The sequence below is a fragment of the Pelagimonas sp. KU-00592-HH genome, assembly GCF_040369695.1.
GTDB lineage: Bacteria > Pseudomonadota > Alphaproteobacteria > Rhodobacterales > Rhodobacteraceae > Shimia.
In genome coordinates this window covers 597,040-620,280 of record NZ_BAABWM010000001.1, presented here as the reverse complement: position 1 = coordinate 620,280, position 23,241 = coordinate 597,040, and the positions used below count along the sequence as shown (strand labels likewise).

At 60.8% G+C, this 23,241-nt stretch carries 19 protein-coding genes and 1 pseudogene; 13 read left to right on the top strand and 7 right to left on the bottom strand.

Going from position 1 to position 23,241, the window contains the following annotated elements; genetic code table 11:
- Position 1: 1 nt before the first annotated feature.
- The gene (locus ABWV42_RS03155; RefSeq protein WP_353338852.1) at positions 2-2,185 is read left to right on the top strand and encodes a xanthine dehydrogenase family protein molybdopterin-binding subunit; all 2,184 of its coding nucleotides are present in this window, start codon (positions 2-4) and stop codon (positions 2,183-2,185) included.
- Between the two features lie 61 nt (positions 2,186-2,246).
- Here ABWV42_RS03155 and ABWV42_RS03150 read toward each other — a convergent pair whose 3' ends face one another.
- Positions 2,247-2,861, bottom strand: coding sequence for a response regulator (locus tag ABWV42_RS03150; RefSeq protein WP_353338851.1), 615 nt, complete (start codon positions 2,859-2,861; stop codon positions 2,247-2,249).
- A 463-nt stretch (positions 2,862-3,324) separates the two neighbouring features.
- Between ABWV42_RS03150 and ABWV42_RS03145 the strand changes: the two genes are divergently transcribed.
- The 3 genes and pseudogenes from ABWV42_RS03145 (at position 3,325) to ABWV42_RS19685 (ending at position 6,476) form a co-directional block, all read left to right on the top strand.
- Entirely contained in the window at positions 3,325-3,849 is a 525-nt protein-coding gene (locus tag ABWV42_RS03145; protein ID WP_353338850.1) for a putative pterin-binding protein, read from the top strand.
- 245 nt (positions 3,850-4,094) lie between these two features.
- A pseudogene (locus ABWV42_RS19690) lies at positions 4,095-5,672 on the top strand (sensor histidine kinase); the annotation flags it as partial.
- 6 nt (positions 5,673-5,678) lie between these two features.
- On the top strand, positions 5,679-6,476 hold the full coding sequence (locus tag ABWV42_RS19685) for a response regulator (protein WP_502930945.1): 798 nt from the start codon (positions 5,679-5,681) through the stop codon (positions 6,474-6,476).
- Between the two features lie 50 nt (positions 6,477-6,526).
- On the opposite strand, the gene ABWV42_RS03135 is transcribed toward ABWV42_RS19685, so the two are convergent.
- From ABWV42_RS03135 to ABWV42_RS03115, 5 genes are all read right to left on the bottom strand, one after another.
- Entirely contained in the window at positions 6,527-8,503 is a 1,977-nt protein-coding gene (locus tag ABWV42_RS03135; RefSeq protein WP_353338849.1) for an oxidoreductase, read from the bottom strand.
- A 2-nt stretch (positions 8,504-8,505) separates the two neighbouring features.
- The gene (locus ABWV42_RS03130; RefSeq protein ID WP_353338848.1) at positions 8,506-9,243 is read right to left on the bottom strand and encodes an NAD(P)-binding domain-containing protein; all 738 of its coding nucleotides are present in this window, start codon (positions 9,241-9,243) and stop codon (positions 8,506-8,508) included.
- Entirely contained in the window at positions 9,236-11,281 is a 2,046-nt protein-coding gene (locus ABWV42_RS03125) for an FAD-dependent oxidoreductase (RefSeq protein WP_353338847.1), read from the bottom strand. Before ABWV42_RS03125 ends, ABWV42_RS03130 begins: the two co-directional genes overlap by 8 nt.
- Positions 11,282-11,307: 26 nt before the next feature.
- A complete protein-coding gene (locus ABWV42_RS03120) occupies positions 11,308-12,876 on the bottom strand; it encodes a trimethylamine methyltransferase family protein (RefSeq protein ID WP_255105009.1) in 1,569 nt (522 codons plus the stop codon).
- Positions 12,877-13,115: 239 nt separating this feature from the next.
- Entirely contained in the window at positions 13,116-13,820 is a 705-nt protein-coding gene (locus ABWV42_RS03115; protein WP_353338846.1) for a Crp/Fnr family transcriptional regulator, read from the bottom strand.
- Between the two features lie 122 nt (positions 13,821-13,942).
- Here ABWV42_RS03115 and napF point away from each other — a divergent pair, with 122 nt between their 5' ends.
- From napF to ABWV42_RS03070, 9 genes are read left to right on the top strand one after another with little or no spacing between them, the layout of a single operon-like run.
- A complete protein-coding gene (gene napF, locus ABWV42_RS03110) occupies positions 13,943-14,953 on the top strand; it encodes a ferredoxin-type protein NapF (protein WP_353338845.1) in 1,011 nt (336 codons plus the stop codon).
- Positions 14,947-15,216, top strand: a complete 270-nt coding sequence (locus ABWV42_RS03105; RefSeq protein ID WP_255105014.1) for a chaperone NapD — start codon at positions 14,947-14,949, stop codon at positions 15,214-15,216. The genes napF and ABWV42_RS03105 overlap by 7 nt, the downstream gene beginning before the upstream one ends.
- A gap of 15 nt (positions 15,217-15,231) precedes the next feature.
- Positions 15,232-17,733, top strand: coding sequence for a nitrate reductase catalytic subunit NapA (gene napA, locus ABWV42_RS03100; RefSeq protein WP_353338844.1), 2,502 nt, complete (start codon positions 15,232-15,234; stop codon positions 17,731-17,733).
- 26 nt (positions 17,734-17,759) lie between these two features.
- Positions 17,760-18,620, top strand: coding sequence for a ferredoxin-type protein NapG (gene napG, locus ABWV42_RS03095; RefSeq protein WP_255105018.1), 861 nt, complete (start codon positions 17,760-17,762; stop codon positions 18,618-18,620).
- Positions 18,620-19,543: a quinol dehydrogenase ferredoxin subunit NapH gene (gene napH / locus ABWV42_RS03090; protein WP_353338843.1), complete on the top strand. Its 924-nt coding sequence runs from the start codon at positions 18,620-18,622 to the stop codon at positions 19,541-19,543. The genes napG and napH overlap by 1 nt, the downstream gene beginning before the upstream one ends.
- Positions 19,544-19,563: 20 nt before the next feature.
- Positions 19,564-19,992, top strand: coding sequence for a nitrate reductase cytochrome c-type subunit (locus ABWV42_RS03085; RefSeq protein ID WP_255105021.1), 429 nt, complete (start codon positions 19,564-19,566; stop codon positions 19,990-19,992).
- Between the two features lie 32 nt (positions 19,993-20,024).
- Positions 20,025-20,654, top strand: coding sequence for a NapC/NirT family cytochrome c (locus tag ABWV42_RS03080; protein ID WP_353338842.1), 630 nt, complete (start codon positions 20,025-20,027; stop codon positions 20,652-20,654).
- 24 nt (positions 20,655-20,678) lie between these two features.
- Complete coding sequence (locus tag ABWV42_RS03075) at positions 20,679-21,959, top strand: molybdopterin molybdotransferase MoeA (RefSeq protein WP_353338841.1); 1,281 nt, start codon at positions 20,679-20,681, stop codon at positions 21,957-21,959.
- Positions 21,960-21,974: 15 nt separating this feature from the next.
- Positions 21,975-22,475 (top strand): DUF2478 domain-containing protein, encoded by a 501-nt coding sequence (locus ABWV42_RS03070; protein WP_353338840.1) that lies wholly within the window; start codon positions 21,975-21,977, stop codon positions 22,473-22,475.
- Positions 22,476-22,481: 6 nt separating this feature from the next.
- On the opposite strand, the gene ABWV42_RS03065 is transcribed toward ABWV42_RS03070, so the two are convergent.
- Positions 22,482-23,228: a hypothetical protein gene (locus ABWV42_RS03065; protein ID WP_353338839.1), complete on the bottom strand. Its 747-nt coding sequence runs from the start codon at positions 23,226-23,228 to the stop codon at positions 22,482-22,484.
- Positions 23,229-23,241 lie beyond the last annotated feature (13 nt).

Genomic DNA, 23,241 nt, shown 5'->3' with positions numbered 1-23,241 from the left:
CATGACCATCAACACCTCCCGCCGCGGGTTTCTGAAAGGGGCGGCCGCGACCGCCGCTGTTCTTCTGGTTGGCGCACGTCCGGACGGGGCGATTGCCGCAGCCGGTGCCGAAACGACCCAGCTGAACCCCTTCGTGAAGATTGACGCCAATGGCACCGTGACGGCCATTGTGAAGCACTTTGAAAAGGGGCAAGGACCGGCCACCGGCCTGCCGACGCTGATCGCCGAGGAAATCGGCTTGCGTATGGACCAGATCGAGTACGAATTCGCGCCTTCCAACCCGCAGGTCTATAACAACCTGTTCTTTGGTCCGTTCCAGGGTACGGGTGGATCAACCGCGATGGCGAACTCGTGGCAGCAGTATCGCACCGCAGGCGCAGCCGCCCGCGAGATGCTGATTTCCGCCGCAGCCAAGGACTGGGGCGTTGCCGCTTCGGAGCTGACCATCGAAGAAGGTATGGTCAAGGGCGCAGGGAAATCCGCACCGATTGGCGATTTCGTGGCCATTGCCGCGACGATGGACGCCCCGGAAGCACCGCGCCTGAAAGATCCGTCGGAATTCAAACTGATCGGCAATGGTGACGTGCGCCGCAAGGACACGGTGATCAAATCGAACGGTCAGGCGATGTTTGCGATGGATGTCCACCTTCCCAACCAGATGGTGGCGATGATTGCCCGTCCCGAAGCCCGTGGCGGTGTGGCGCTTGGGTTCGATGACAGTGCCGCGAAAGAGGTGAAGGGGTACATCCGCGCCGCCGTATTGCCGACAAAGGCCGGGGTTGTGGTCTATGCCGAGAACACCTGGGCAGCGATCCAGGCGCGCGAGGCGCTTGAGGTCGATTGGGACATGTCCGGTGCGGAAACCCGCAACTCGGATGAAATCCGTAACGAGATCATGGCCGCGCTGGATGCGGCGCCGGAATATAACGTCAACAAGGCCGATATGACGGCGGTGACATCTGCCGTGGACGGGGCGGCGCAGGTGGTTGAAAAGACCTTCTATTTCCCGCTTCTGGCCCATGCGCCGATGGAGCCGTTGAACTGTACCATCGAGCAGACGGCAGAGGGCAAGATCGTGCTGCATGACGGTGCGCAGATGCCGACCGGGCCGCATATGGCGTTCCAGCAGATCTTCCAGCTGCCGCCGGAAATGATCGAGATCCGCACCATGCTGGCCGGTGGGTCCTTCGGGCGTCGGGCGACGCCGGATGCGGATTATCAGGTCGAGGCGGGGCTGGCCTTTGTCATGACCGACAGGTCGCGTCCGGTTAAGCTTGTCTGGACCCGTGAGGACGACATACGCGGTGGTTACTATCGCCCGGCGTTTGGTCATAAGGTGCGCGTTGGTCTTGACGAGGCGGGCAACATCGCCGGTTGGGAACACCGTGTTGCGGGCCAGTCGATCATGAAGGGCACCGCGTTCGAATCCTTCTCGGTGCATGACGGCGTGGACCACAGCTCGATCGAGGGTATCGCCGACAGCCCCTATTCGATCCCGACCCAGTCACTGGGTCTGACGGACACGAAGAAAGCGACCTCGGTTCTTTGGTGGCGGTCCGTGGGGCACACCCACACGGCCTATGCGATGGAGGTCATGATGGACCTGGCGGCGAAGGCGGCTGGGCGCGATCCGGTCGAGTTCCGTCTGGCCTATCTTGACGAAAGCAATCCGGAAGCCGCGCGCAAGGCGGGTGTTCTGAAGCTGGCGGCAGAGAAAGCCGGGTGGGGCAAGGCAGGTGCCGGTCGCACTCAAGGCGTTGCGGTTCACAAGTCCTTTGGTTCCTACGTGGCCGAGGTTGTCGAAGTGTCGGGTACGCCAGAGGACGGCATCGTGATCGAGAACGTCACCTGCGCGGTGGATTGCGGTATTGCCGTGAACCCGGACGTGGTGCGCGCGCAGATGGAGGGCGGTATCGGCTATGGTATCGGCCATGCGATGCGCGACCAGATTACGCTGAGCGACGGGGCGGTTGATCAGACCAACTTCCCCGATTACGAGCCCCTGCGGATTGGCGATATCAAGGCGATTGACGTGCACATCGTGCCCTCTGCCGAAGCCCCGACCGGGGTGGGTGAGCCGGGAACGCCCCCGTCGGCCCCGGCGCTGGCCAACGCGATTGCCGCGATCAGCGACGTACAGGTGGCCGAGCTGCCAATGGCGGAAAACGGCGTGAGCTTTGCCTGATCCCAAAAACAAAAGCGAGCGGTCCGGCCGCTCGCTTTTTTCGTTTCTCTGAGAGGCCGGTTCAGAACAACCCGGCCTCGCGCGCAATCAGCGCCGCCTGTGTGCGGTTCTTGGCGTCTACCTTCTTGTAGAGCGTCTTGACGTGCAGCTTGATCGTCGGTTCCGACAGGTCAAGGTCACGCGCGATTTCCTTGTTCGACTTGCCTTCGGTCAACCCACGCAACACCTGCATCTCGCGTTCGGTCAGCTTGCTGGCAAGAGGGTGGGTGTTTTCCTCGGGTTCGGCGGTCATGAAATCGATGGGGGCGTATTGTTCGCCCATGGCCATGAAACGGATCGCGTTGATCAGAGACTTGGCCGGCAGGGTCTTTGGGACAAAACCCGCAGCGCCCGCTTCGAGGGCTTTTTCGGCAACGTCCTTGGAAGCCTCTCCGGAAATCAGGGCAACGCGCGATGCCCCTTCGAGCGCCAGGGCGCGGTTCAGGCCGTCAAGCCCATTCATGCCCGGCATGTTGAAATCGAGCAGAACAAGATCAAATGGGCCTTGCGCGGAAACCATCGCGCTTGCCTCGTCAAAATCAGCAGCGGTCCGGGCTTCGATGTCGCCGCTGGTTTCGACGTAGGCCACCAGCGTATCCCTAACCAGACTGTGATCATCAGCTATAAGAATTTTCACGGCACTATCCTAACTATTCACACTCTACCCTAACACGTACGTCGGCGGGGAGAACCACCAATTCTTGTGTCTTACGGACATAGAGTCATATCCGCTTGGGACAAATGTGTTTACGAAACACGCTTGCGTTGAGGTGTTTTGAAAATTTCTCCAAAAACCTATGCGAAAGGGGGCTTTGTGCGTTGGGTGCAGTATCATTTCGTGCGCTTACGCACCCTTTCTGAACTTTGTTAGTAAGTTAAGGTGTTGAAAAGTATGAGAGAACCTTAAGAAAAAAGTAGGCGTTTTCCCGTTTTGGGTGAGTGGCACAGTTCGGTCAGCCCGAGTTTTTCGTTGGTTTTGATCCCTCGTTCCAAGATGACAAAATGCGAAAACTATCCTTTCGGATAGGTCGTTATCCTGAAGGTTTCGTGTGTTGCGTCCCGGTTCGTGCGATAAATTCGGCACAACCTAAGGGGCAATCATGAAACGCAGGGTAACAAGTTTTATTGCGGCTGGCTTTTTCGGGCTGATGCTACCACTCACGACCGAAGCACAAGCCGCAGATGCTCTTCCGAAACCCACTGGGGTTCCGCTTCTGGAAGTTTCGGGAGACATCAAGGTCAAAAACGGTGTTAGGGGCGCCGTTTTTGACCTGCAAATGCTGCGCGATCTGGCCGAGCACGAGTACGTCACCACGACGATTTGGACAGAAGGCGTGCAAACCTTCACGGGCGTGCCGCTGGCTGTGCTACTTGATCGGCTGGACGTGGAAGACGGAACCTTGATGGCAAAGGCGATCAACGACTATGCCATTGAAATCCCCGTCGCGGACATTGATCCGAATGCCCCGATGGTTGCCTACATGATGAACGGCAAGGAAATGTCGCGCCGGGACAAGGGGCCTCTTTGGATCGTGTTCCCGTATGACAGCGATGCCAAGTATCGCGCGGAAATCGCATACGCGAGAAGCATTTGGCAACTCGACAGGATCGCCGTCGTCCAATAGCGTACTGGTGAAGGGGCCGGCCGTATTTCAGAGCCGGCGAAGGTGTCGTTCTGATTTCGGGCAGGCCACATAGCAATGGCAAGAGCACGCTGTTGGCGACCGTGCTGGGCGGTGGGCTTGCTGTTCTGCTGGCAGTCACGCTTGTGTTCAGCCGAGATGTCATCACCGATCTTGAAAGTCTGAACTCTGCCAACTCGGACAATGTCCAGTGGACACTGACGCAGGTCGAAGTTGAATACCTGCGGATGGCGCAGGAAATTTCGAGCACTGTCGCGACAGGGTCTGTGGAAGCCGAAAACGCGGTGCTTCTTGCCGATCTGCGCCGGTCTTTCGATGTTTTCTATAGCCGCGTCGGCATTCTTCAGAATTCACCGATTTTTGCAGACCTCAGACGGGATGAGGCGTTTTTTGCGCCGTTGGGCCAGGTGGCGGCCTTTCTTGAAACGCAGGTTGCAACAATCGACGCACCTGACGAGGTGCTTGTCAGCCGGATCAACAGCCTGCACGAGGCAGCGCGGGGGATCGAGGGCGACGTCCGTGAAGTTTCGGTGGCCGGTCTGTCCTATTTCGCCTTGCAGTCCGACCTTGGGCGCGAGGAAATCGCGCTAACGCTGGAACATCTCGCAATCCTTGTGGGCATTCTCCTATTGGCCCTTACCGGGGTGAGCCTGTTCCTTTTGTCGATCAACCGTCAGATGCGGTTTCGGGAGGCCGAACTGACCGAAGCCAATGATCGCATGAACACGATCCTGTCCACGTCGTTGGACGGGGTTGTGGTGACGGATGCCGAAGGGCGGGTTCTGGAATTCAACCGGGCAGCCGAGCAGATTTTCCAACGGGACGCGCAATCCGTGCGTGGTTTGCGGATCGGGGATGTTGTTGTGCCCCCGCATCTGCGTGAATTGCACGATGCGGGCATGAAGCGCATGATTGACAAGGGAGAACGCCGCGTTGTCGGCAAGGGGCGTGTCCAACTTGAGGGAATGCGCGCAAACGGCGAGGTGTTCCCTGTCGAACTTGCTCTGCAATCGGCAATGCACGAGGACAGCGAGATCTTTATCGCCTTCCTGCGGGATATTTCGCAGCGCGTGGCTGACGAGCAGGAACTGATCGAGGCCCGCGACAAGGCGTTGTTGGGCGAGAAGGCCAAGGCCGACATCCTGACACTGATGAGCCATGAAATCCGGACACCGTTGAACGGTATTCTGGGCAACCTGTCGCTGTTGGAAGATACGCGGCTCAGTGGCCGTCAATCGGTCTATCTGCATAACATGCAGATTTCCGGAAAAATCCTGATGCAGCATGTGGATGCGGTTCTCGATATCGAAAGCTTCGAGGCAGGCAAGTTGCAGATTGTCGAGGCGCCGGTGGACCTTGGCGCGCTCATGCAGGACATCGTGGACGGCCAGAGCGGCAGTGCGGCCTCGCGGGGTAATGACGTTTCGTGGCGCTGGGTGGGGCCGCCGGCGACCTGGGTTCTGATCGATGGCCCCCGTTTGCAGCAGGTTCTGCTGAACCTCGTTGGGAACGCGATCAAGTTTACCGAGAATGGCCGGGTCATTGTTGAGGCCGAGGTTCAGCCCGAGGTGGACAAGCAGAAGCGGCCGCTGGTCGAGTTCCGGGTATCGGACTCGGGCATCGGCATCCCCGAGGCTGATCTTCAGCGCATTTTTGATGATTTCCACACCTCGGACGCTTCATTTGGCCGTCGTGCAGGTGGCACGGGGCTTGGGCTGGGCATTGCCCGGCGGCTTGTCAAAGCGATGGGCGGCGAGATCGGCGTGGAGAGCGTGGAAGGACATGGCTGTACCTTCTGGTTCCGTCTTCCGATGGCCACGACGACCGAGCCGGAAGCGGTGCTGGATGACGTGCGCCAGCCCGATCACAAGCGCAACCAGCGTATTCTCGTGGTGGAAGACAACCAGATCAACCAGCAGGTCATCCGCAACATGCTGGAACGGGAAGGGCATGAGGCGGTTTGCGTCGACAATGGCCGCGACGGTGTCGAGATGGCGTCCGAGCACCGGTTTGACATGATTTTCATGGATATCAGCATGCCTGTGTTGGATGGCATTTCCGCCACCCGCGAAATTCGCAATGGATCGGGCGTGTCGTCGGACGTGCCGATCATCGCGGTTTCGGCCAACGTATTGCCGAAGGATCAGAAGCGTTTCTTTGAGGTGGGGATGAACGGTTTTGTCGGCAAACCCCTGACCCTTGAGCAGCTGCGCTCGGTGCTGGGGGCGGCGAGCCCATCCGAGCATCCCGAAGAGATTGCCCCGGTATCGTCCCTTGTGGACCCCGCCCAGATTGAAGAAATGCGTGAAAATGTCGGCCCAGAGGTATTTGCAACCTTCCTGACCCGCTTTATCGGCGAGACCGATGCGCTTTTGGATCTTTGGGACACCATTGGCGAGACGGGCAATCTGCCGGAGGACATGGCGGGAGAGGCGCATAAGATTGCGGGCAGCGCGGCGGTGTTCGGGGCGGTGGCCTTGCGCGGGGCGCTCTTGTCCATCGAGGAGATGGCCAAGGACAGCGAGACCGCCTCTGTGCGAGAGGCCTTGCCCGAACTGCAGCGCACCTGGTCTGAGACCCGCGAAAGGCTCGAGGCGTCGCGCAGCTGAGGCGTGGGAAGGGGCGGTTTCCCCAAGCGTCGCCGACCAGCCGGCAGACCCTAAACGCCCAGCCCCAGCTTGCGACCGTCGTGAAAGGCCAGCGCGGCATTGCGCGGGGCGTGTGCATCACCCAAGAGCGGCGCCCTGATCCCTTTCCCGGCAAGGTCGCGCCATAGCTCTGTGTCGGCGCGGTTGACTGTGGCCAGCACCAGCGAGTCCGCCTCGATCAATTGCGACGTGCCGGTGAGGAAGGACAGCACCGTGGCGCCTTCGGGCGACCATTGCGTGATTGCGCTTTCCGTCAGGAAGGTCACGCCAAGCTGGGCGAGGGTCCGGCGCAGGGGGAAATCTGCGGCCGAGCGCAGAAGTTCCTTGCCGACAAGACCATCGGGCGTGACGATGGTCACGTCGTGACCTGCTTCGGCCAGTGCCCAAGCGGTGCCGCAGCCCTTCCAGTGACCGCCTTCATCCAGTACCACAACGCCTTTGCCAAGCCGCGCGGCACGGCCCATGACGTCGGCGGCAGACCAGACGTTGCCGTCAAGGCCGGGCAGGCTGACAAGGTGGGGCAGGGCCTTTTGAAAGCCCTCTTCGTCGGGCAGGGACCCCGTGGCCATCAGCACGGTGTTCGCCCCGATCGCGGCAATGTCGTCGGCATCCAGATAGGTGTTGAGGCGCAGGTCGACGCCCAGCTTGGCAAGCTGGCGTTCGTACCAGTCAAGAAGGTCGATGATCTGGGCGCGGCGGGGTTGCAGACCTGCCAGACGGAACTGGCCGCCAATCTGCGGCCCTGCTTCGGCGAGGATGACGTTGTGGCCGCGTTCTGCGGCGACGCGAGCGGCCTCGAGACCGGCCGGGCCGGCCCCGACGACAAGAACGGATTTCGGGGTGTCCGTGCGTTCAAATCGGTCACCGCCCCATTCATGCTCAAAGCCGACGGAGGGGTTGATGAGGCAGGAAATCCAGTAGTCGCGGCCTCGGCGGCCCCAGCATTGCTGGTTGCAGGACAGGCAGCCCCGAATGTCGTCTGGCCGGTCTTCCAGGGCTTTGGTCACAAGGTGCGGATCGGCGATCTGGCCGCGCACGATCGAGACCAGATCGGCCTCGCCCGCGCCAAGAACGGTGTTGGCATTCTCTGGTGTGCGGATGTGGCTTTCGGCGGTGACCACGGCGTGCTGCACCACGCTTTTGAGGCGCGTTGCCAGATCGACGCCTAGCTTCTCGCCATATTGGAAGGTCGGGATGATGCCGTAGAAATCAAGGTAGCTGCCCGAGCCGACGGTGACGTAATCCATCAGGTGCTCGGCGTCATGCAAGGCGACGATATCTGCCATGTCCTCGCGCCCCAAGGAGGCTTCGACGCCGGGTTCGTCGTTGACCGACAGGCCAATGATGAAGTTCTCGCCGCAAGCCTCTCGAATCCGGCGCAGAATCTCGCGCGAGAGGCGGGTTCTGTTTTCAAGGCTGCCGCCCCATTGATCGTCACGCTGGTTCGAGAATGGGGTCCAGAACTGATCCAGCAGACAGTGGTAGGCAGCCCAGACCTCGACCCCGTCGAACCCGGCTTTCTGACAGCGTATGGCGGCATCGACAAAGCCCTGGATCGTTTCTTCGATCTCGTCTGCGCTCATTTCGTGGCTGCCGTCGCTGTCGTGGTAGCTCGGTCCACCAGAGGGCGACCACGACGCGTGGAAGGAATTGTCCTGATCGCCGTGGGCGCCAACATGGTACAGCTGCTGGATCATCACGGTGCCATGGGCGTGGCAAGCATCGGTGAGACGCTGGAAGGCGGGGATGACATCGTCCGAAGAATGGCGAAAGTTGCCGCGGGTCAATACGGCGGCGGCATGCACGGGGACGGGTTCGACCACGATCATCGCCGCCCCGCCGATGGCGCGTTCGCGGTAGTAGGCAAGATGCTGGTCACCGGGCAGGCCATCCACGGCCATGTTGGTGGTATGCGCCCCAAAGACCACGCGGTTCTTCAGGGTTTTATGGCGCAATGTCAAAGGTTTGGCGATATGAGAGAACCCCATGGCTACCCTTCCAGTTTGTTCAGCCCCTCGGCGAGATCGCGGCCCATTCCGGCCGCTTCCATGTGTTGACGCAGGCGTTGGTTATAGCCTCCGGGCGTGTTCAGTGCGTCGATCAGCGGGCCGGTGGCCTGATTTGCGAGGCTTGAGGCGACAAGCGTGCGCAGGAAGGCTTCGCCCTGCACGGGATCATCCACTCGCTGAGCCAGCCAGTCGGCGGCATCGGCCACCATGCGGGCGGCAGGCGACAGCACGGCCTGCGCACAAAGATAGGCCTGCATTTCGGCCGCGTCCTTGAGGGCGAACACCGTGTTTCTTGGTGCGAACAGGCTTTGGACAAAGGCCACGTCGCCCTGCATCATGATGGGTGAACCACCGCGTGCAATGCCCGGAAAAGGCATCATAATCGCGGCTGCGCGGGCCGGGGCGACCATGTCCGCAACCTCTGCCAGCGACGCGCCGGCCATGACGGTGATGATGGCCTGATCTGCGCGAAAGGTAAGCTCTTGCAGGATGGCAGGGGCCGCCTCGGCCATGAGGCCAAGGAAGACAATGTCGCTTTGATCCAGAACGCGCTGATTATCGGCGACGGTCACGTTTTCGAACATCTCGGCAAGGCGCGCGGCCTTGTCGGCTGACCGTTCCGAGACGGTGATCCTGTGGCCGTCACCGGCGATGCCTTCGACAACGGCCGAAGTGATCACGCCGGTGCCGATCACGCCTATCCGTTTGATATCAGACATCTTTCATCAGCCTCAAGGCGTCGTAGATGGCCGCGTGCGTGTTGCGGGCGCTGACTGCATCGCCGATCCGGAACAGCTGGAATTGGCCGTCCTCATTGCGGACCACGGTCTGCGGGCGGCCTTCGATCAGCGCGTCGTAATCGACTTCGCCTCCGTTCGAAGAGGCCGGTTTCAGGTCGAAATAGAGATCATCCAGCGGCAAGGTGCCATAGTTGACCACGATCTGATCATGGGTCTGTTCGGTCACAAGGTCGCTGTAGTCGGTGCCGATTTTTGCCTTCAGCATGTTGCCATCCTTGCTCACATCCAGCAGGCGACGGGTGACGGTAAAGACCGTATCCTTGTCCTGAAGGGCGCGCATATAGGGCACAAGGTTCATGGCCATAATGTCGGGAGCGAACATCCGGTCCGGAGTCATCACCTCGACACGTGCGCCGGAATTGGCCGCGATTTCGGCTGCCATGAGACCGGGGTGATCGCCACTTTCGTCATAGATCAACACGTTGTCGCCCGGTTTTACATCACCTGAAATCAGGTCCCACGAGGTGACAACGAGATTTTGCTCCTTGCCGGATTCGAACAATTCTGTGTTCGGCATGCCGCCGGTGGCGACGATCACGACATCGGGGTTCAGCGCGGTCACGTCATCGGCTTCGGCCCATGTGTTGAAGTGGAATTCCACGTCGCGTGCCGCGCATTGGGCCATGCGCCAGTCGATGATCGAGATCATCTCGCGGCGGCGTTCGGACTGGGCGGTCAGGCGGATCTGGCCGCCGGGATCGGGTTGTGCCTCGAACACGGTGACCTTGTGGCCACGCTCTGCCGCCACACGCGCCGCTTCGAGGCCTGCCGGACCAGCGCCGACAATCACGACCTTCTTTTTCTTTTCCGCCGGCGGAATGTCATGCGGCATGGTCAGTTCCCGACCGGTGGCCGCATTGTGCAGGCACAGTGCGTCTCCGGCCTGATAAATCCTGTCAAGACAATAGGTTGCCCCGACGCAGGGGCGAATGTCATCTTCGCGCCCCTCGACGATCTTGCGCACGATATGCGGGTCGGCCATGTGGGCGCGGGTCATGCCCACCATGTCGAGGAGGCCTTCGGCCACCGCGTGGCGTGCGGTGGCGACGTCAGGGATTTTCGAAGCGTGGAACGTGGGCATTCCGGTGGCCTTCTTGACCTCGCCTGCGAAATCAAGGTGTGGGGCGTTCTTCATGCCCTGCACCGGGATCACGTCGGTCATGGCGGGATCGGTATGGATGCGGCCCCGGATCACGTTCAGGAAGTCGACCATGCCGCTGTCGGCAAGGCGTTTGGAAATCTCGATGCCTTCTTCCGGCGAGATGCCGCCCGCTTCGGCCTCATCCGCCGTATAGCGCAGGCCGACGATGAAATCGTCGCCCACGCGGTCGCGGATGCCGCGCAGCACGTCCATCGGGAATTTCAGTCGACTTTCAAGGGTTTGGCCGCCATAGGGGCCGTCCAGATCATTGGTCAGCGGCGACCAGAACTGATCGAGAAGGTGGCCGTAAACCTGTAGCTCGACCCCATCCATTCCGCCTTCTTTCATGCGTTCGGTGGCATCGGCGAAATCGCCGATGATGCGCTCGATGTCCCAGTCTTCCACCAGCTTTGGAAAGGCGCGGTGCGCGGGTTCGCGGTGTTTCGAGGAACTGACCGAGGGCAGCCAGTTTCCCTTGTTCCAGCCGGTCCGGCGGCCAAGGTGGGTCAGCTGGATCATGACGGCGCAGCCATGCTCGTGACAGGCGTCAGTCAGTTGTCTGATCCACGGCACCACCTCGTCCTTGTAGGCAAGGATGTTGTTGAAAACAGGGGGGGAATCCTTGGACACCGCCGCCGAACCCGCGGTCATCGCCAGCGCGACGCCTGCCTTGGCCCGCTCCGCGTGATAGGCGGCATAGCGGTCCTTGGGCATGCCGTCTTCGGGGTAGGCCGGTTCGTGGCTGGTGGTCATGATCCGGTTCTTCAGCGTCAGGTGTTTGAGCTGATACGGCTGCAACAGGGGATCTTTGGACATGGCTGGGCTTCCCTCGCGTTTTCGTCTTAGTACCAGGCGTCGGCCATTTCGGCTTTTCTACGGGCGACAAAATCTTTCAAGGCTTCGTCGGTTTCTGTCGCCATTTCGGGGGCTTCGTAGTTCGCCAGGGTGTCTTTCCATTTCTTGTTGGCACGGATCGCAGCATCTTCGCCGCCCTGTTCCGCCCAGGTTTCATAGGGCTGATCGTCGTTCAGGCCGCTGTCCCAATACGCTGTCTCATAATGCCGCAGCGTGTGGGCGGTGCCGAAAAGGTGCTCGCCCGGGCCCTGTTCGGCAAGGGCATCAATGCCAAGGGTGTCGTCGTTGACCTCGAAGCCGTTCATGTAGGCATGCAGGGCGCCGCACATGTCGGTGTCCATTACGAATTTCTCGTAGGACATGGACAGCAGCCCGTCGAGGAAGCCGGCAGAGTGCAGGACAAAGTTCGCGCCGCCCTGAACGGCGGACATCATCGACATCATGCTTTGCTGCATGGCCTGCGCGTCCGGCAGTTTCGAGGTCGAGAAGTTGCCGGCACAGCGCAGGGGCAGGTTGAGGCGGCGGGCCAGCTGGCCCATGACCAGAGAGCCAAGCGCCGGTTCGGGCGTGCCGAAAGTGGGCGAGCCTGAGCGCAGCGACATGGAACTGAGGAACCCGGCCAGCACGGCGGGGGCGCCGGGGCGCACCAGTTGGGTGATGGCGCAGGAGGTCATGGATTCGGCTAGGCACTGGGCGATTGACCCGGCCATGGTGAGCGGGGAGACCGCGCCGCCAAGGAGGAAGGGCAGGTGGATCGACCCCTGGCCCGCGCGGGCATAGGCGGTGATGCCCTGCGTCGTGGCCCCATCAAGCACCAGCGGCGAGGTGGTGTTGAAGTTGCCCATGATGACACAGTTCTGATCGACAAAGTCGGCGCCGAACAGGATGCGGCACATCTCGACACTGTCTTCGGCGCGTTCCGGTGCGGTGATCGACCCGAGGAAGGGGCGATCGGAATAGCGCATATGGGCATAGACCATATCGAGGTGGCGTTTGTTCACCGGTACGTCGGTCGGTTCGCAGATGGTGCCGCCGGAATGGTGCAGCCAAGGCGAGGACTGCGCCAGTTTCACAAGGTTTTCAAAGTCTTCGATGGTGCCATAGCGTCGGCCCTTATCGAGGTCCATCACGAAGGGAGAGCCATAGGAGGGGGCAAAGACCGTGGCATCGCCGCCAATCTCAACCGTGTTGGCGGGGTTGCGGGCGTGTTGGGTGAACCGGCCGGGGGCGGTCTTGAGGATCTCGCGGATCATGCCCGGTTCGAATTTGAGGTTCCACGCTTCTGCACTGACGTCGGTGACCTTTGCCCCGGCCTTGCGGAACAGGTCGACGGTTTCTTTGTCTTCGCGGATTTCGATGCCGATCTCGGCGAGAATGCGGTCGGCACCGGCTTCGATCTTGGTCAGGCTTTCTTCGTCCAGAAGGTCCAGCGTCGGAATCTTGCGTGTGATGTAGGGGACGCGCAGGTGCGTGTTCTGGCCGGCCTCTGCCGAGCGGCCTGCGGCTCGCCGGGAGCGACGGCCACGCGGGGCGGGTGCGCTGGGTTGATCAAGCATGAGATGTCCTTTCCAAAGCCGGAACCGCGATCGGGCGCGTCCGATCCGTGCATTTTCAGGACGCGCGGGATTTGGACAATCTCAAAAAATCTCAAGTGAGGTGAGGTCAGGTAACGTCAAATCCGCGCCCATGCTTCTGGAAATACTGTCTGAAATAAAGGCTATACAGATCCAGGTGGACGGAAGTTGGTCCGGGAAAAGGGGTATCCGCAATAGATAATTTCAGGTCTTGATCGGGGCTACGTCGCCGGCTTCGTGTCTTCCGTCAGTTCGGCCAGACGCGTGGGTTCGTGCACGCGGATATGCTTGCGTTCGCTTGTCAGGATGCCGTCGCGTTCCCATGCCGAGAGCAGGCGGCTGACGGTGTGCAGGGTCGAGCCGGTCATCTCGGAGATCTGGCGGCGGGTTAGCGGAAAAGGGATCTCAACGCCGGTGTCGGTCTGGCGTCCGTTTTGCTGCGACAGTCGCAGGATGGCGCTGGCCACTCTTTGTTCCACGTGCTGTGTGGCCAGTTCCATGATCCGGGCGTTCATTTCGCCCACGCGGTGCCCGACCATCTTGTTCGCCTCGCGCCCAAAGCCGGGGTAGGTTTCGACGAAGCTGTCCCAGAGCCGCATCGGCCAGCACAGCACGATACATTCCGCGGCGGCCACGGCGGTGGCGGGATAGGTGTCGCGGCCAAGGGCTGCGGCGATGCCAAAAAGCTGTCCAGGCGGGATGTGCAGAGGGATGACACGGTCGCCTTCGCGCGAAATCCGCTCAACGCGAATGTGTCCGTCCAGCAGGAGAAAGAAGGTTTCGGCTTCTGCGCCTTCCTCGAACACGGAATGGCCTGCCTCGATCCTGCGTGAGTGTGCGTGGCTCAGGATCTCGCGGACCGCCAAAGGCTCAAGCGCCCGGAAGCTGGGCAGGTCGCGGAGAAGAGTTTCGTCGAGGTGCTGCACGAATTCTCGCCAAAGGTTGTTGCGGCGCAAACTTTGATCTCATCGATACCGTTAATGTGCGCCTGAAACAATGGTTGGGCCGTCGGAACCTGTGTCACCGAGGCCTGATTGGGGACAAGACCGTGAAACGAGAAGACCTGGATCACCGGGCAAGCTGCCTTGTGGACCGCAAAGGTGCGTGCCGTGATGCCGCCGGGGCGAAACCCGACAGCACCAAGGGATACATTGTCTTCTCCGGGATGCGGGGCAGCCGTTTCAGCAGGACCGATTCGGGTGCATTCAAGGGTAGGCGCGCAGATCGGACCTACGATTTGCGTGAAACATGTGGGGAAAATCCATCTTTTTTCCACACCGAGGCGAGGGGGCAACATGCGCGCCTCGGGTGGCCGGGAAAAGGTGTGGGGCGCCGCACCTTTTCTGTCCGAAAAGCAATGGGTTATCCAAGTTTTCAAACTGCCCATACTTCGGGCGATTTGCGAAATAAATTCGAAAAATCAGATATTTGCGCCGGCGAAAAAAATGCGAATTCCCCCCGAAACCATGATCCAGATCAACAAATAAGTGTTGCTCCGGTCCTATCGAAAAGGGGGCGGCCCGCATTGGGTCGTGAAGGATCGGAAGGCGCGAGCATGACCAGTCAGGACGGAAGAAGAGCATTTCTGCGGGGCCGTTTCACGGCACGCAGCGTGATGCGTCCGTTTGGCGCATTGCCTCCGATGGAGTTCGAAGAGGCCTGCACGGGATGCGGTGACTGTTCCCGGGCCTGTCCGGAAAACATCATCATGAAGGACAGCGAAGGCTTCGCCGTTATCAACTTCAAGAAGGGCGAATGCACCTTCTGCGGCGATTGTATCGAAGCCTGCGAGACCGGCGCACTTGCCGGGGCGCAAACCTGGCCTTGGCGGGCGCGCGTTTCCGAAGACTGCCTGTCGCGCCAGGGCGTTCACTGTCGTGCCTGTCAGGACTACTGCGACGAGCAGGCGATCCGTTTCCGGCTCCAGACAGGGGGCAGGGCGGAACCGCAATTCGATCTTCAAAGCTGTACCGGTTGCGGGGCCTGCGCCGCACCTTGCCCGGTCAATGCCATCAAATTCAGCCAAATCAGCCAACCAACGGAGGTCAGCCAATGCTGAACATCTGCGGATGTCTCGTCCACACAATGCCGGAGAAGACCGACAGCGTCATCGCGGCCATTGACGCCTTCGAAGGAGGTGAGGTGCATACCCATGAAGATGGGCGCATCGTTATCACCGTCGAAGACACCCCATCCCAGCGCGCCTCGGATCAGATCATGGATATGCACCAGATCCCCGGCGTTCTGACGATCACTCTCACCTATCACCATTTCGAGGAGCTGGACGATAACGCCGAAGCCCTCGATCAACCTGTACACTGAACGGGAGATCAGCCCATGACCTTGCCAACTTCCCGCCGCTCTTTCCTGAAGGCCACGGCCGCTGCTGCGACCGCCTCGGCCGCAGGCATGACACTGCCGAACGCTGCTGCGGCGCAGCTCGACGGCCCCAACATCCGCTGGGACAAGGCAGCCTGCCGTTTCTGCGGTACCGGCTGTTCGGTTCTTGTCGGTGTCAAGGATGGCCGCGTGGTGGCCACCCAGGGTGACCCCGAGGCCCCGGTGAACCGTGGCCTGAACTGTATCAAAGGCTACTTCCTGTCGAAGATCATGTACGGCAAAGACCGTCTGACCCAACCGCTGCTGCGCAAGTCGAACGGCGTCTATGACAAAAACGGCGACTTCGAGCCGGTGTCCTGGGACGAAGCCTTTGATGTGATGGCCGACAAGTGGAAGGAAACCATCAAGAAGAAAGGCCCGACCGCAGTGTCCATGTTCGGCTCTGGCCAGTGGACCGTCTGGGAAGGCTATGCCGCTGCCAAGTTCATGAAGGCCGGCCTGCGTTCCAACAACATCGACCCCAACGCCCGTCACTGCATGGCCTCGGCCGTGGCCGCCTTTATCCGCGGCTTTGGCATCGACGAGCCGATGGGCTGTTATGATGACCTCGAGCATGCGGATACCTTCGTGCTTTGGGGCTCGAACATGGCCGAGATGCACCCGATCCTGTGGTCGCGCCTCACCGATACCCGCCTGACCAAGCCGGGCTGTGAAGTTCACGTTCTGTCGACGTTCGAGCACCGTTCGTTCGAACTGGCCGACAACGGCATGATCTTTGCCCCGCAGACCGACCTCGCGATCTTGAACTACATCGCCAACTACATCATCCAGAACGGCGCGGTGAACGAGGACTTCGTCAAGAACCACGTCAACATCACCAAGACCAACACCGACATCGGTTATGGTCTGCGCCCGAACCACCCGCTGGAGCAGGCGGCTGAAAACCCGTCGCACGAAGGCAAGCACGGCAAGCTGACCAAGATCAGCTTTGAAGAGTATGCCGAGGCGGTTTCGGAATACACGGTCGAGAAAGTGTCGAAACTGTCCGGTGTTCCGGAAGCGGCGCTTGAGCGTCTGGCAAAACAGTACGCTGACCCGAACCGCAAGGTGATGTCGCTCTGGACCATGGGCTTCAACCAGCACACCCGTGGGTCCTGGGTGAACGGCCTGATGTACAACGTCCACCTTCTGGTTGGCAAAATCGCCGAGCCGGGCAACTCGCCCTTCTCGCTGACCGGTCAGCCCTCGGCCTGTGGTACTGCCCGCGAGGTTGGCACCTTTGCACACCGTCTGCCCGCCGACATGGTGGTCATGAAAGAAGCGCACCGCGACATCGCAGAAGCCAAGTGGGGCCTGCCCAAAGGCACCATTCCTGGCAAGCCGGGCTTCCACGCCGTTCTGCAGCACCGCAAGCTGAAAGACGGTGATCTGAACTGTCACTGGGTCCAGTGTAACAACAACATGCAGGCTGCGCCGAACATGAACGAAGAAGGCTATCCGGGTTATCGCAACCCCGATAACTTCATCACCGTGTCCGACCCGTATCCGACCGTGACCGCACTGGCCGCCGACCTGATCCTGCCCACCGCCATGTGGGTCGAGAAGGAAGGGGCTTACGGTAACGCGGAACGCCGCACTCAGTTCTGGCGTCAGCAGGTGGATGCACCGGGCGAAGCCAAATCGGACGTCTGGCAGGTCATGGAGTTCTCGAAACGCTTCAAGATCGAAGACGTATGGCCGGAAGAGCTGATCGCGCAGAAACCCGAGTATCGCGGCAAAACCGTGTACGAGGTCCTGTTCGAGAACGGCAAGGTCAACAAATACCCGCTGTCGGAAACTGCGGACGGCTTTAACAACGAAGAATCCAAGCACTTTGGCTACTACGTTCAAAAAGGTCTGTTCGAGGAATATGCCGACTTTGGTCGCGGCAAGGCACACGACCTTGCAGAGTTCGAAGTCTACCACCAGGCCCGAGGTCTGCGCTGGCCGGTCGTCGATGGCAAGGAAACCCTCTACCGCTTCCGCGAGGGCTATGACCCCTATGTCGAGAAGGGCGCGGGCGTTCAGTTCTACGGCAAGCCGGACGGCAAGGCGAACATCATCTTCGCCCCTTACGAACCGGCGGCGGAAGAGCCTGATGACGAGTACGATCTGTGGTTCGTGACCGGGCGTGTTCTCGAGCACTGGCACTCGGGCTCGATGACCCGCCGTGTCCCCGAGCTGCACCGTTCGTTCCCGTCGGCCGTCGTGTTCATGCACCCGCAGGACGCCAAGGACCGCGGGCTGCGTCGTGGCCAGGAGATCATGGTCTCGACCCGCCGTGGCGAGGTTCTGTCCCGCGTCGAAACCCGTGGCCGGAACAAGATGCCCCGTGGCGTCGTGTTCATGCCCTGGTTCGATGAAGGCCAACTGACCAACAAGCTGACGCTGGATGCGACCTGCCCGATCTCGAAAGAGACCGACTTCAAGAAATGCGCATGTAAAGTTGAACGCGCGTAACTTGCTGTAAATAGGAGAAAAAAGCCATGTCCGCCCCGAAACGCAAACCCTCGTCGATGGATCGTCGCCGCTTCCTTCAGGATGCTGCACGCGGTGCAGCAGGGTGTGCGGTGGCGGGCATGGCGCTCACACAATTCATCAGCGATGCCCGCGCCCTTCCGGCGCAGGCAATCCGCCCGCCCGGCGCGCTGGACGAGGATGATTTCCTCGCGGCCTGCATCCGCTGTGGTCTTTGCGTGCGCGATTGCCCCTATGACACGCTGAAACTTGCCGAGCTGGGCTATGACGGTCCGGCCACCGGCACGCCATACTTTACCGCCCGCGATATTCCCTGCGAGATGTGTGAAGACATTCCCTGCGTCGTTGCCTGCCCGACTGGGGCGCTCGACAAGGAGCTGACGAATATTGACGATGCCGACATGGGCCTCGCGGTGCTGATCGACGAGGAGAAATGCCTCAACGCACTCGGCCTGCGCTGTGATGTCTGTTATCGCGTCTGCCCCGTCATCGACGAGGCCATCACCCTTGAGCGCCGCCATAACGAGCGTTCGGGTCACCACGCCATTTTCATGCCCATCGTGCATTCCGACAAATGCACCGGTTGCGGCAAATGCGAGAAATCCTGTGTGCTGCCAGGCGAGTCGGCGATCAAGGTGCTGCCGCGCCGGATCGCGATGGCCGAGGCGGCGGATCACTACAAACTGGGCTGGGAAGACAAGAACCCGCTGGTTGACGAGTTGATCGACCTGCCGGACCGCCTGCCCGGACCGGGCACCGACAACCTCGTGGCGCCGGGGGGATACACCACCGATGCGCTGCCTGATCCCAGCATGGAAGGCGGGTTCACCTCGTCCTTCAGCCTGCCGGGGACGGGAGGGTCCAACTGATGAGTGCCAAGACCAAACTCCCCGTTGGACAGGAAGCCATCGACGAATTCGGCTGGCTGCGGGCGCACCGTTTCCTTTTGCTGCGCCGTGCCTCGCAGGTGTTTTTCCTGACGCTGTTCCTGATCGGGCCGTGGTTTGGCATCTGGTGGTTCAAGGGCAACCTGTCCGGATCGATGACCTTCAACGTCCTGCCGCTGACCGATCCTTTCATCACCCTTCAGGGGTTCTTTGCCCTGCACTGGCCGGAGACCACCGCCCTGATTGGTGCGCTGATTGTTGGCGTTGCCTATGCGCTGATTGGCGGCCGGGTCTATTGCTCGTGGGTCTGCCCGATCAATCCGGTCACGGACGGCGCGCATTGGCTGCATGAGAAACTGGGCATGTCCAAAGGCTGGCAGCCCAAGAAGAACACCCGATACTGGGTGCTGGGCATGGTGCTGGCCGTTTCCGCCATCACCGGCACGGTGGCCTGGGAATTCGTCAACCCGATCAGCATGTTGCACCGTGGCCTGATCTTCGGCATGGGCTTTGCCTGGGCCTTTGTGATCGCGGTCTTCCTGTTCGATGTCTTCGTGTCCCGTCGCGGCTGGTGCGGTCACCTTTGCCCGGTTGGCGCCTTCTATGGCCTGCTTGGCACCAAGTCTGTTCTGCGCATTTCGGCCGAGAAACGCGCCGACTGTGACGACTGCATGGACTGTTTCGCGGTTTGCCCCGAGATGCAGGTCATCACACCGGCCCTGCGCGGCAAGGACGATGACACGCCACTTATCCTTTCGTCCGACTGCACCAACTGCGGTCGATGCATCGACGTCTGTGCCATGGACGTCTTCAAATTCACCACCCGTTTCGACGACACGCCCGCACCGGCGCGTGAGCAGAGAACAAGAACTCAACCTGCATCCGGGGCCAGCAAAGCCGCCTGAGCAAGCAACGGAGTAAAACCATGAAGAAGCAAGCCCTCATCAGCGCCATCGCCGCAACGGCCCTTTTCGCCGTCGCAGGTCTCGCGACAGCACAGGAAGTCCAGTCGCTGCGCGGAGCACCGATTGATGAACAAAATGTCGTCGAGGACGTGTTCCACCAGGACAAACAGCGCTTTACCCGCAACTACCGCCAGCAGCCGCCGCTGATCCCGCACTCGATCGATCAGTACCAGATCGACCTCAAGGCCAACCGTTGCCTGAGCTGCCACGACTGGACCACCGCAGGCGAACGCAACGCGCCGACCCTGTCGATGACCCACTACCTGGACCGCGAAGGCAACCAGCTTGACCGCGTCGCAGGCACTCGCTGGTTCTGCAACCAATGCCACGTTCCCCAGGCCGACGCTCCGGCACTGGTGGACAACACCTTCAACGCGTCCAGCAACTGATGCGGCTGTGACCGAGAGGAAGGAATAAGAAAATGACGGAACAAAACTCTCCCGGCCTTATTCGCCGCATCTGGAACTGGGCCAAGACGCCGATTGGCGCAGTCAGCCTTGGCTTCCTGATGATTGTCAGCTTTGCTGGCGGCATCGTCTTCTGGGGTGGTTTCCACTGGGCCCTTGAAGCGACCAACACCGAGAAGTTCTGTATCTCGTGCCACGAGATGGAGAACAACGTCTATGCGGAATACCAGGGCACCGTTCACCAGAACAACTCGTCCGGTGTGCGCGCCACCTGTCCCGACTGCCACGTGCCCAAGGACTGGGGCCCCAAGATGATCCGCAAGATCCAGGCTTCGAAAGAGCTGTATGGCAAGTTCATCACCAAGTCGGTATCGACTCCGGAGAAGTTCGAGGAACACCGGATCATCATGGCCTCGCGCGAATGGAAGCGGATGAAAAAGACCGACTCCAAGGAATGCCGGAACTGCCACAACTTCGAGTTCATGGACTTCACGAAACAGGAAAACCGTGCCGCCCAGAACCACCAGAAAGCACTGGACGAAGGCAAGACCTGTATCGATTGCCACCAGGGTGTCGCGCACAGCCTGCCCGAAGGCTACCTTGACGCCTACAAGGCCGTCGCTGCCGAGGTGGAAGGCAAGTAAGGCAAAGGATTGGGTGAAAAGCTCATGAATGAACTCAAGACAATTTCGCAGGCCGCCGCAGACACCGCGGCGGCCTGTGCCTGTTCCACCAAGGGGCTGCCTTCGGTGGAAGAGGCGATGGAGCGCCTGCGCGCGTTGGTTCAGCCGATCCGCGACGTGGAAAGCGTGCCGGTCTTCGATCTGGAAGACCGCATCCTGGCCTGCGATGTGCAGACCGTATGTGATCTGCCCCTGTTTGATAACGCGGCCATGGACGGCTATGCGCTTGCCTTGGACAGTCTGGAAGGGCAGGGGCCCTGGCAGTTGCCGGTGTTCGACCGTATTGCAGCCGGTCAGCCAGGTGACACACCGCTGCCTGCGGGCATGGTTGCGCGGATTTTCACCGGCGCGCCCCTGCCGAAGGGCGCTGATCTGGTCATTCCGCAGGAACAGGTTGTTCGCGCGGGCGATGTGATCACCATCCATGACCGCCCCGCACCTGGCGCACATGTACGTCGCAGCGGATCGGACATGCAAAAGGGGCATCCGCTGCTGTCGGAAGGCACGCGCCTGACCGCCAACCGGATCGCCGCGCTGGCGGGGGCCGGTATCGGGGCCGCCAAGGTCTATCGCCGCCCGCGCGTTGCGCTGATGATGAGCGGTGACGAAATTCGCGATGCAGGGGCGGAACTGTCTGCCGGCGAGATCTGGGATGTGAACACCCCGATGATCAGCGCCCTTGTCACGGCTGCCGGTGCCGACATCGTCGCCCGCGTGCAGCTGAGCGACACACCGCTGGAAATCGCCTCGGCCTTTGCCCGCGTGGCGGGGCAGGTTGACCTGATCATCACCTCGGGCGGCGTGTCTGTCGGGGAAGAGGACCACCTTCACCAGTCGTTCATCCGCGCTGGCGGGCAGCACGCCTTTTCCGGTGTGGCGATGAAGCCGGGCAAGCCGGTCTCTGCCGGACAGATCGAAGGCGCGCTCTGGCTCGGGTTGCCGGGCAATCCGGTGGCGGCCTTTGTCGGCTGGCATCTGTTTGGCAACGGCATCCTTTCCGCGCTGGGCCATCACCCCTCCGAGACCCCCACGCAGGCTGCTGTTCTGGGGGGGCAGCTTGAGCACAAGGTCGGACGCCGCGAATTCCGCCCGGTGGCCGTCATGGGGCGCGACGCAAGTGGCCGTCCGGTGATCGACCCCGGTGTGCCGGTGCGCTCGGCCTCCCTCTCGCAATTGCTGGCGGCGGATGGCATGATCGACATCGCTGCCGAAACCACCACGGGGCAGGTGGGCGAAACAGTTCGCTTCCTGCCTTTCGTTTCTTGATCCAAGGACACCGCAATGAAGATTGCCTATACCCTAGCCCCCGGTCGGGGCGAGACGAACCTCCTTCTGGCCGAATTCGCCGAGGAAATGGCCAAGCGCGGCCTGCGCCTGTGCGGCACTGTTCAGGTCGATACCGAGCGTGACAAGGACCACCACTGCGACATGGACGTCAAGGTGCTGCCCGAAGGTCCGGTCATCCGCATTTCGCAGGACCTTGGCAAAGAGGCGCGCGGCTGCCGTCTGGACACCAATGCCCTGGAAGAGGCCGTGGCCCTGACAGACAGGCAGTTGGGCGAGGGGGCCGATCTGTTGCTGGTCAACAAGTTCGGCAAGCACGAGGCCGACGGCCGCGGGTTCCGCGACACCATCGGACAGGCATTGGCCGCCGGGGTGCCGATCATCGTGGGGGCCAACAAGCTCAACGTGCAGGCGCTGATCGACTTTTGTGACGGTATGGCGGTCGAACTGGCCCCCGAGGTCGATGTGCTGCGCGACTGGGTTCTGACGTCCGAGTGAGCCGGTTTAGAACTGCATGCCCAACTGGGTGACAAAGCGCGCGCCGACCCCCGGATAGGCGCGTGCACCAAGGGTCAGGAAGGGTTGCGAACGCGCTTTTCCTGTGGCCTTGCCCTTCCGGTTCGCTGTCAGTTTCACGGCCAAAGAGACATAGGGAAGTTCCTGGGTTTCCCAGTCGTCGAGAATGAAGATTGGTGACGCGACATCGGTTTTGGTGAGAGTGAACAAAATTCCCGCTGTGCCGGTCAGGTCCACGTCAAACTTCTGACCGTCATACACTCGGCGTTTTGCCCCGGCAGCGAGATCGATACTGGCTGTTTGGAATTTGACAGTGATCGGCTCTTCGAACTTTGTTGGAACTTCAGGGTTGATGGGGATTTCAGCACCGTCAGGAAGAAAATAGGTGGATTTCCCCAAAGCCCCAGTGGCCGAAACCGTCCAGGTGGCGCGCTTTGACATGGCCCGCTCCGCATGGATGCGAGCCCCCAACATCGCTGATCGAGGCACCGTGTAGACAAGGTCTTCGCCGTCGTCCTCATCAGGGTCTGATGTGTCCTGAGACAACAGCGACCCGCCGCCACTTGATCCTCCGAGAGCCTCAATGGCGCCGTCCAACGCTCCGGGCACAAAGGCCGTTTCATCGCGTTCAATGAAAATCTCGCTCCGCGTGGTCCATGTGGACTCGGGTGCGACACAGCCGCTCAAAAGGGCGGCGAGTGCTCCGTAGATTAAAAAAGAACGTGGTAGAATCATTTGTTTTTCAATT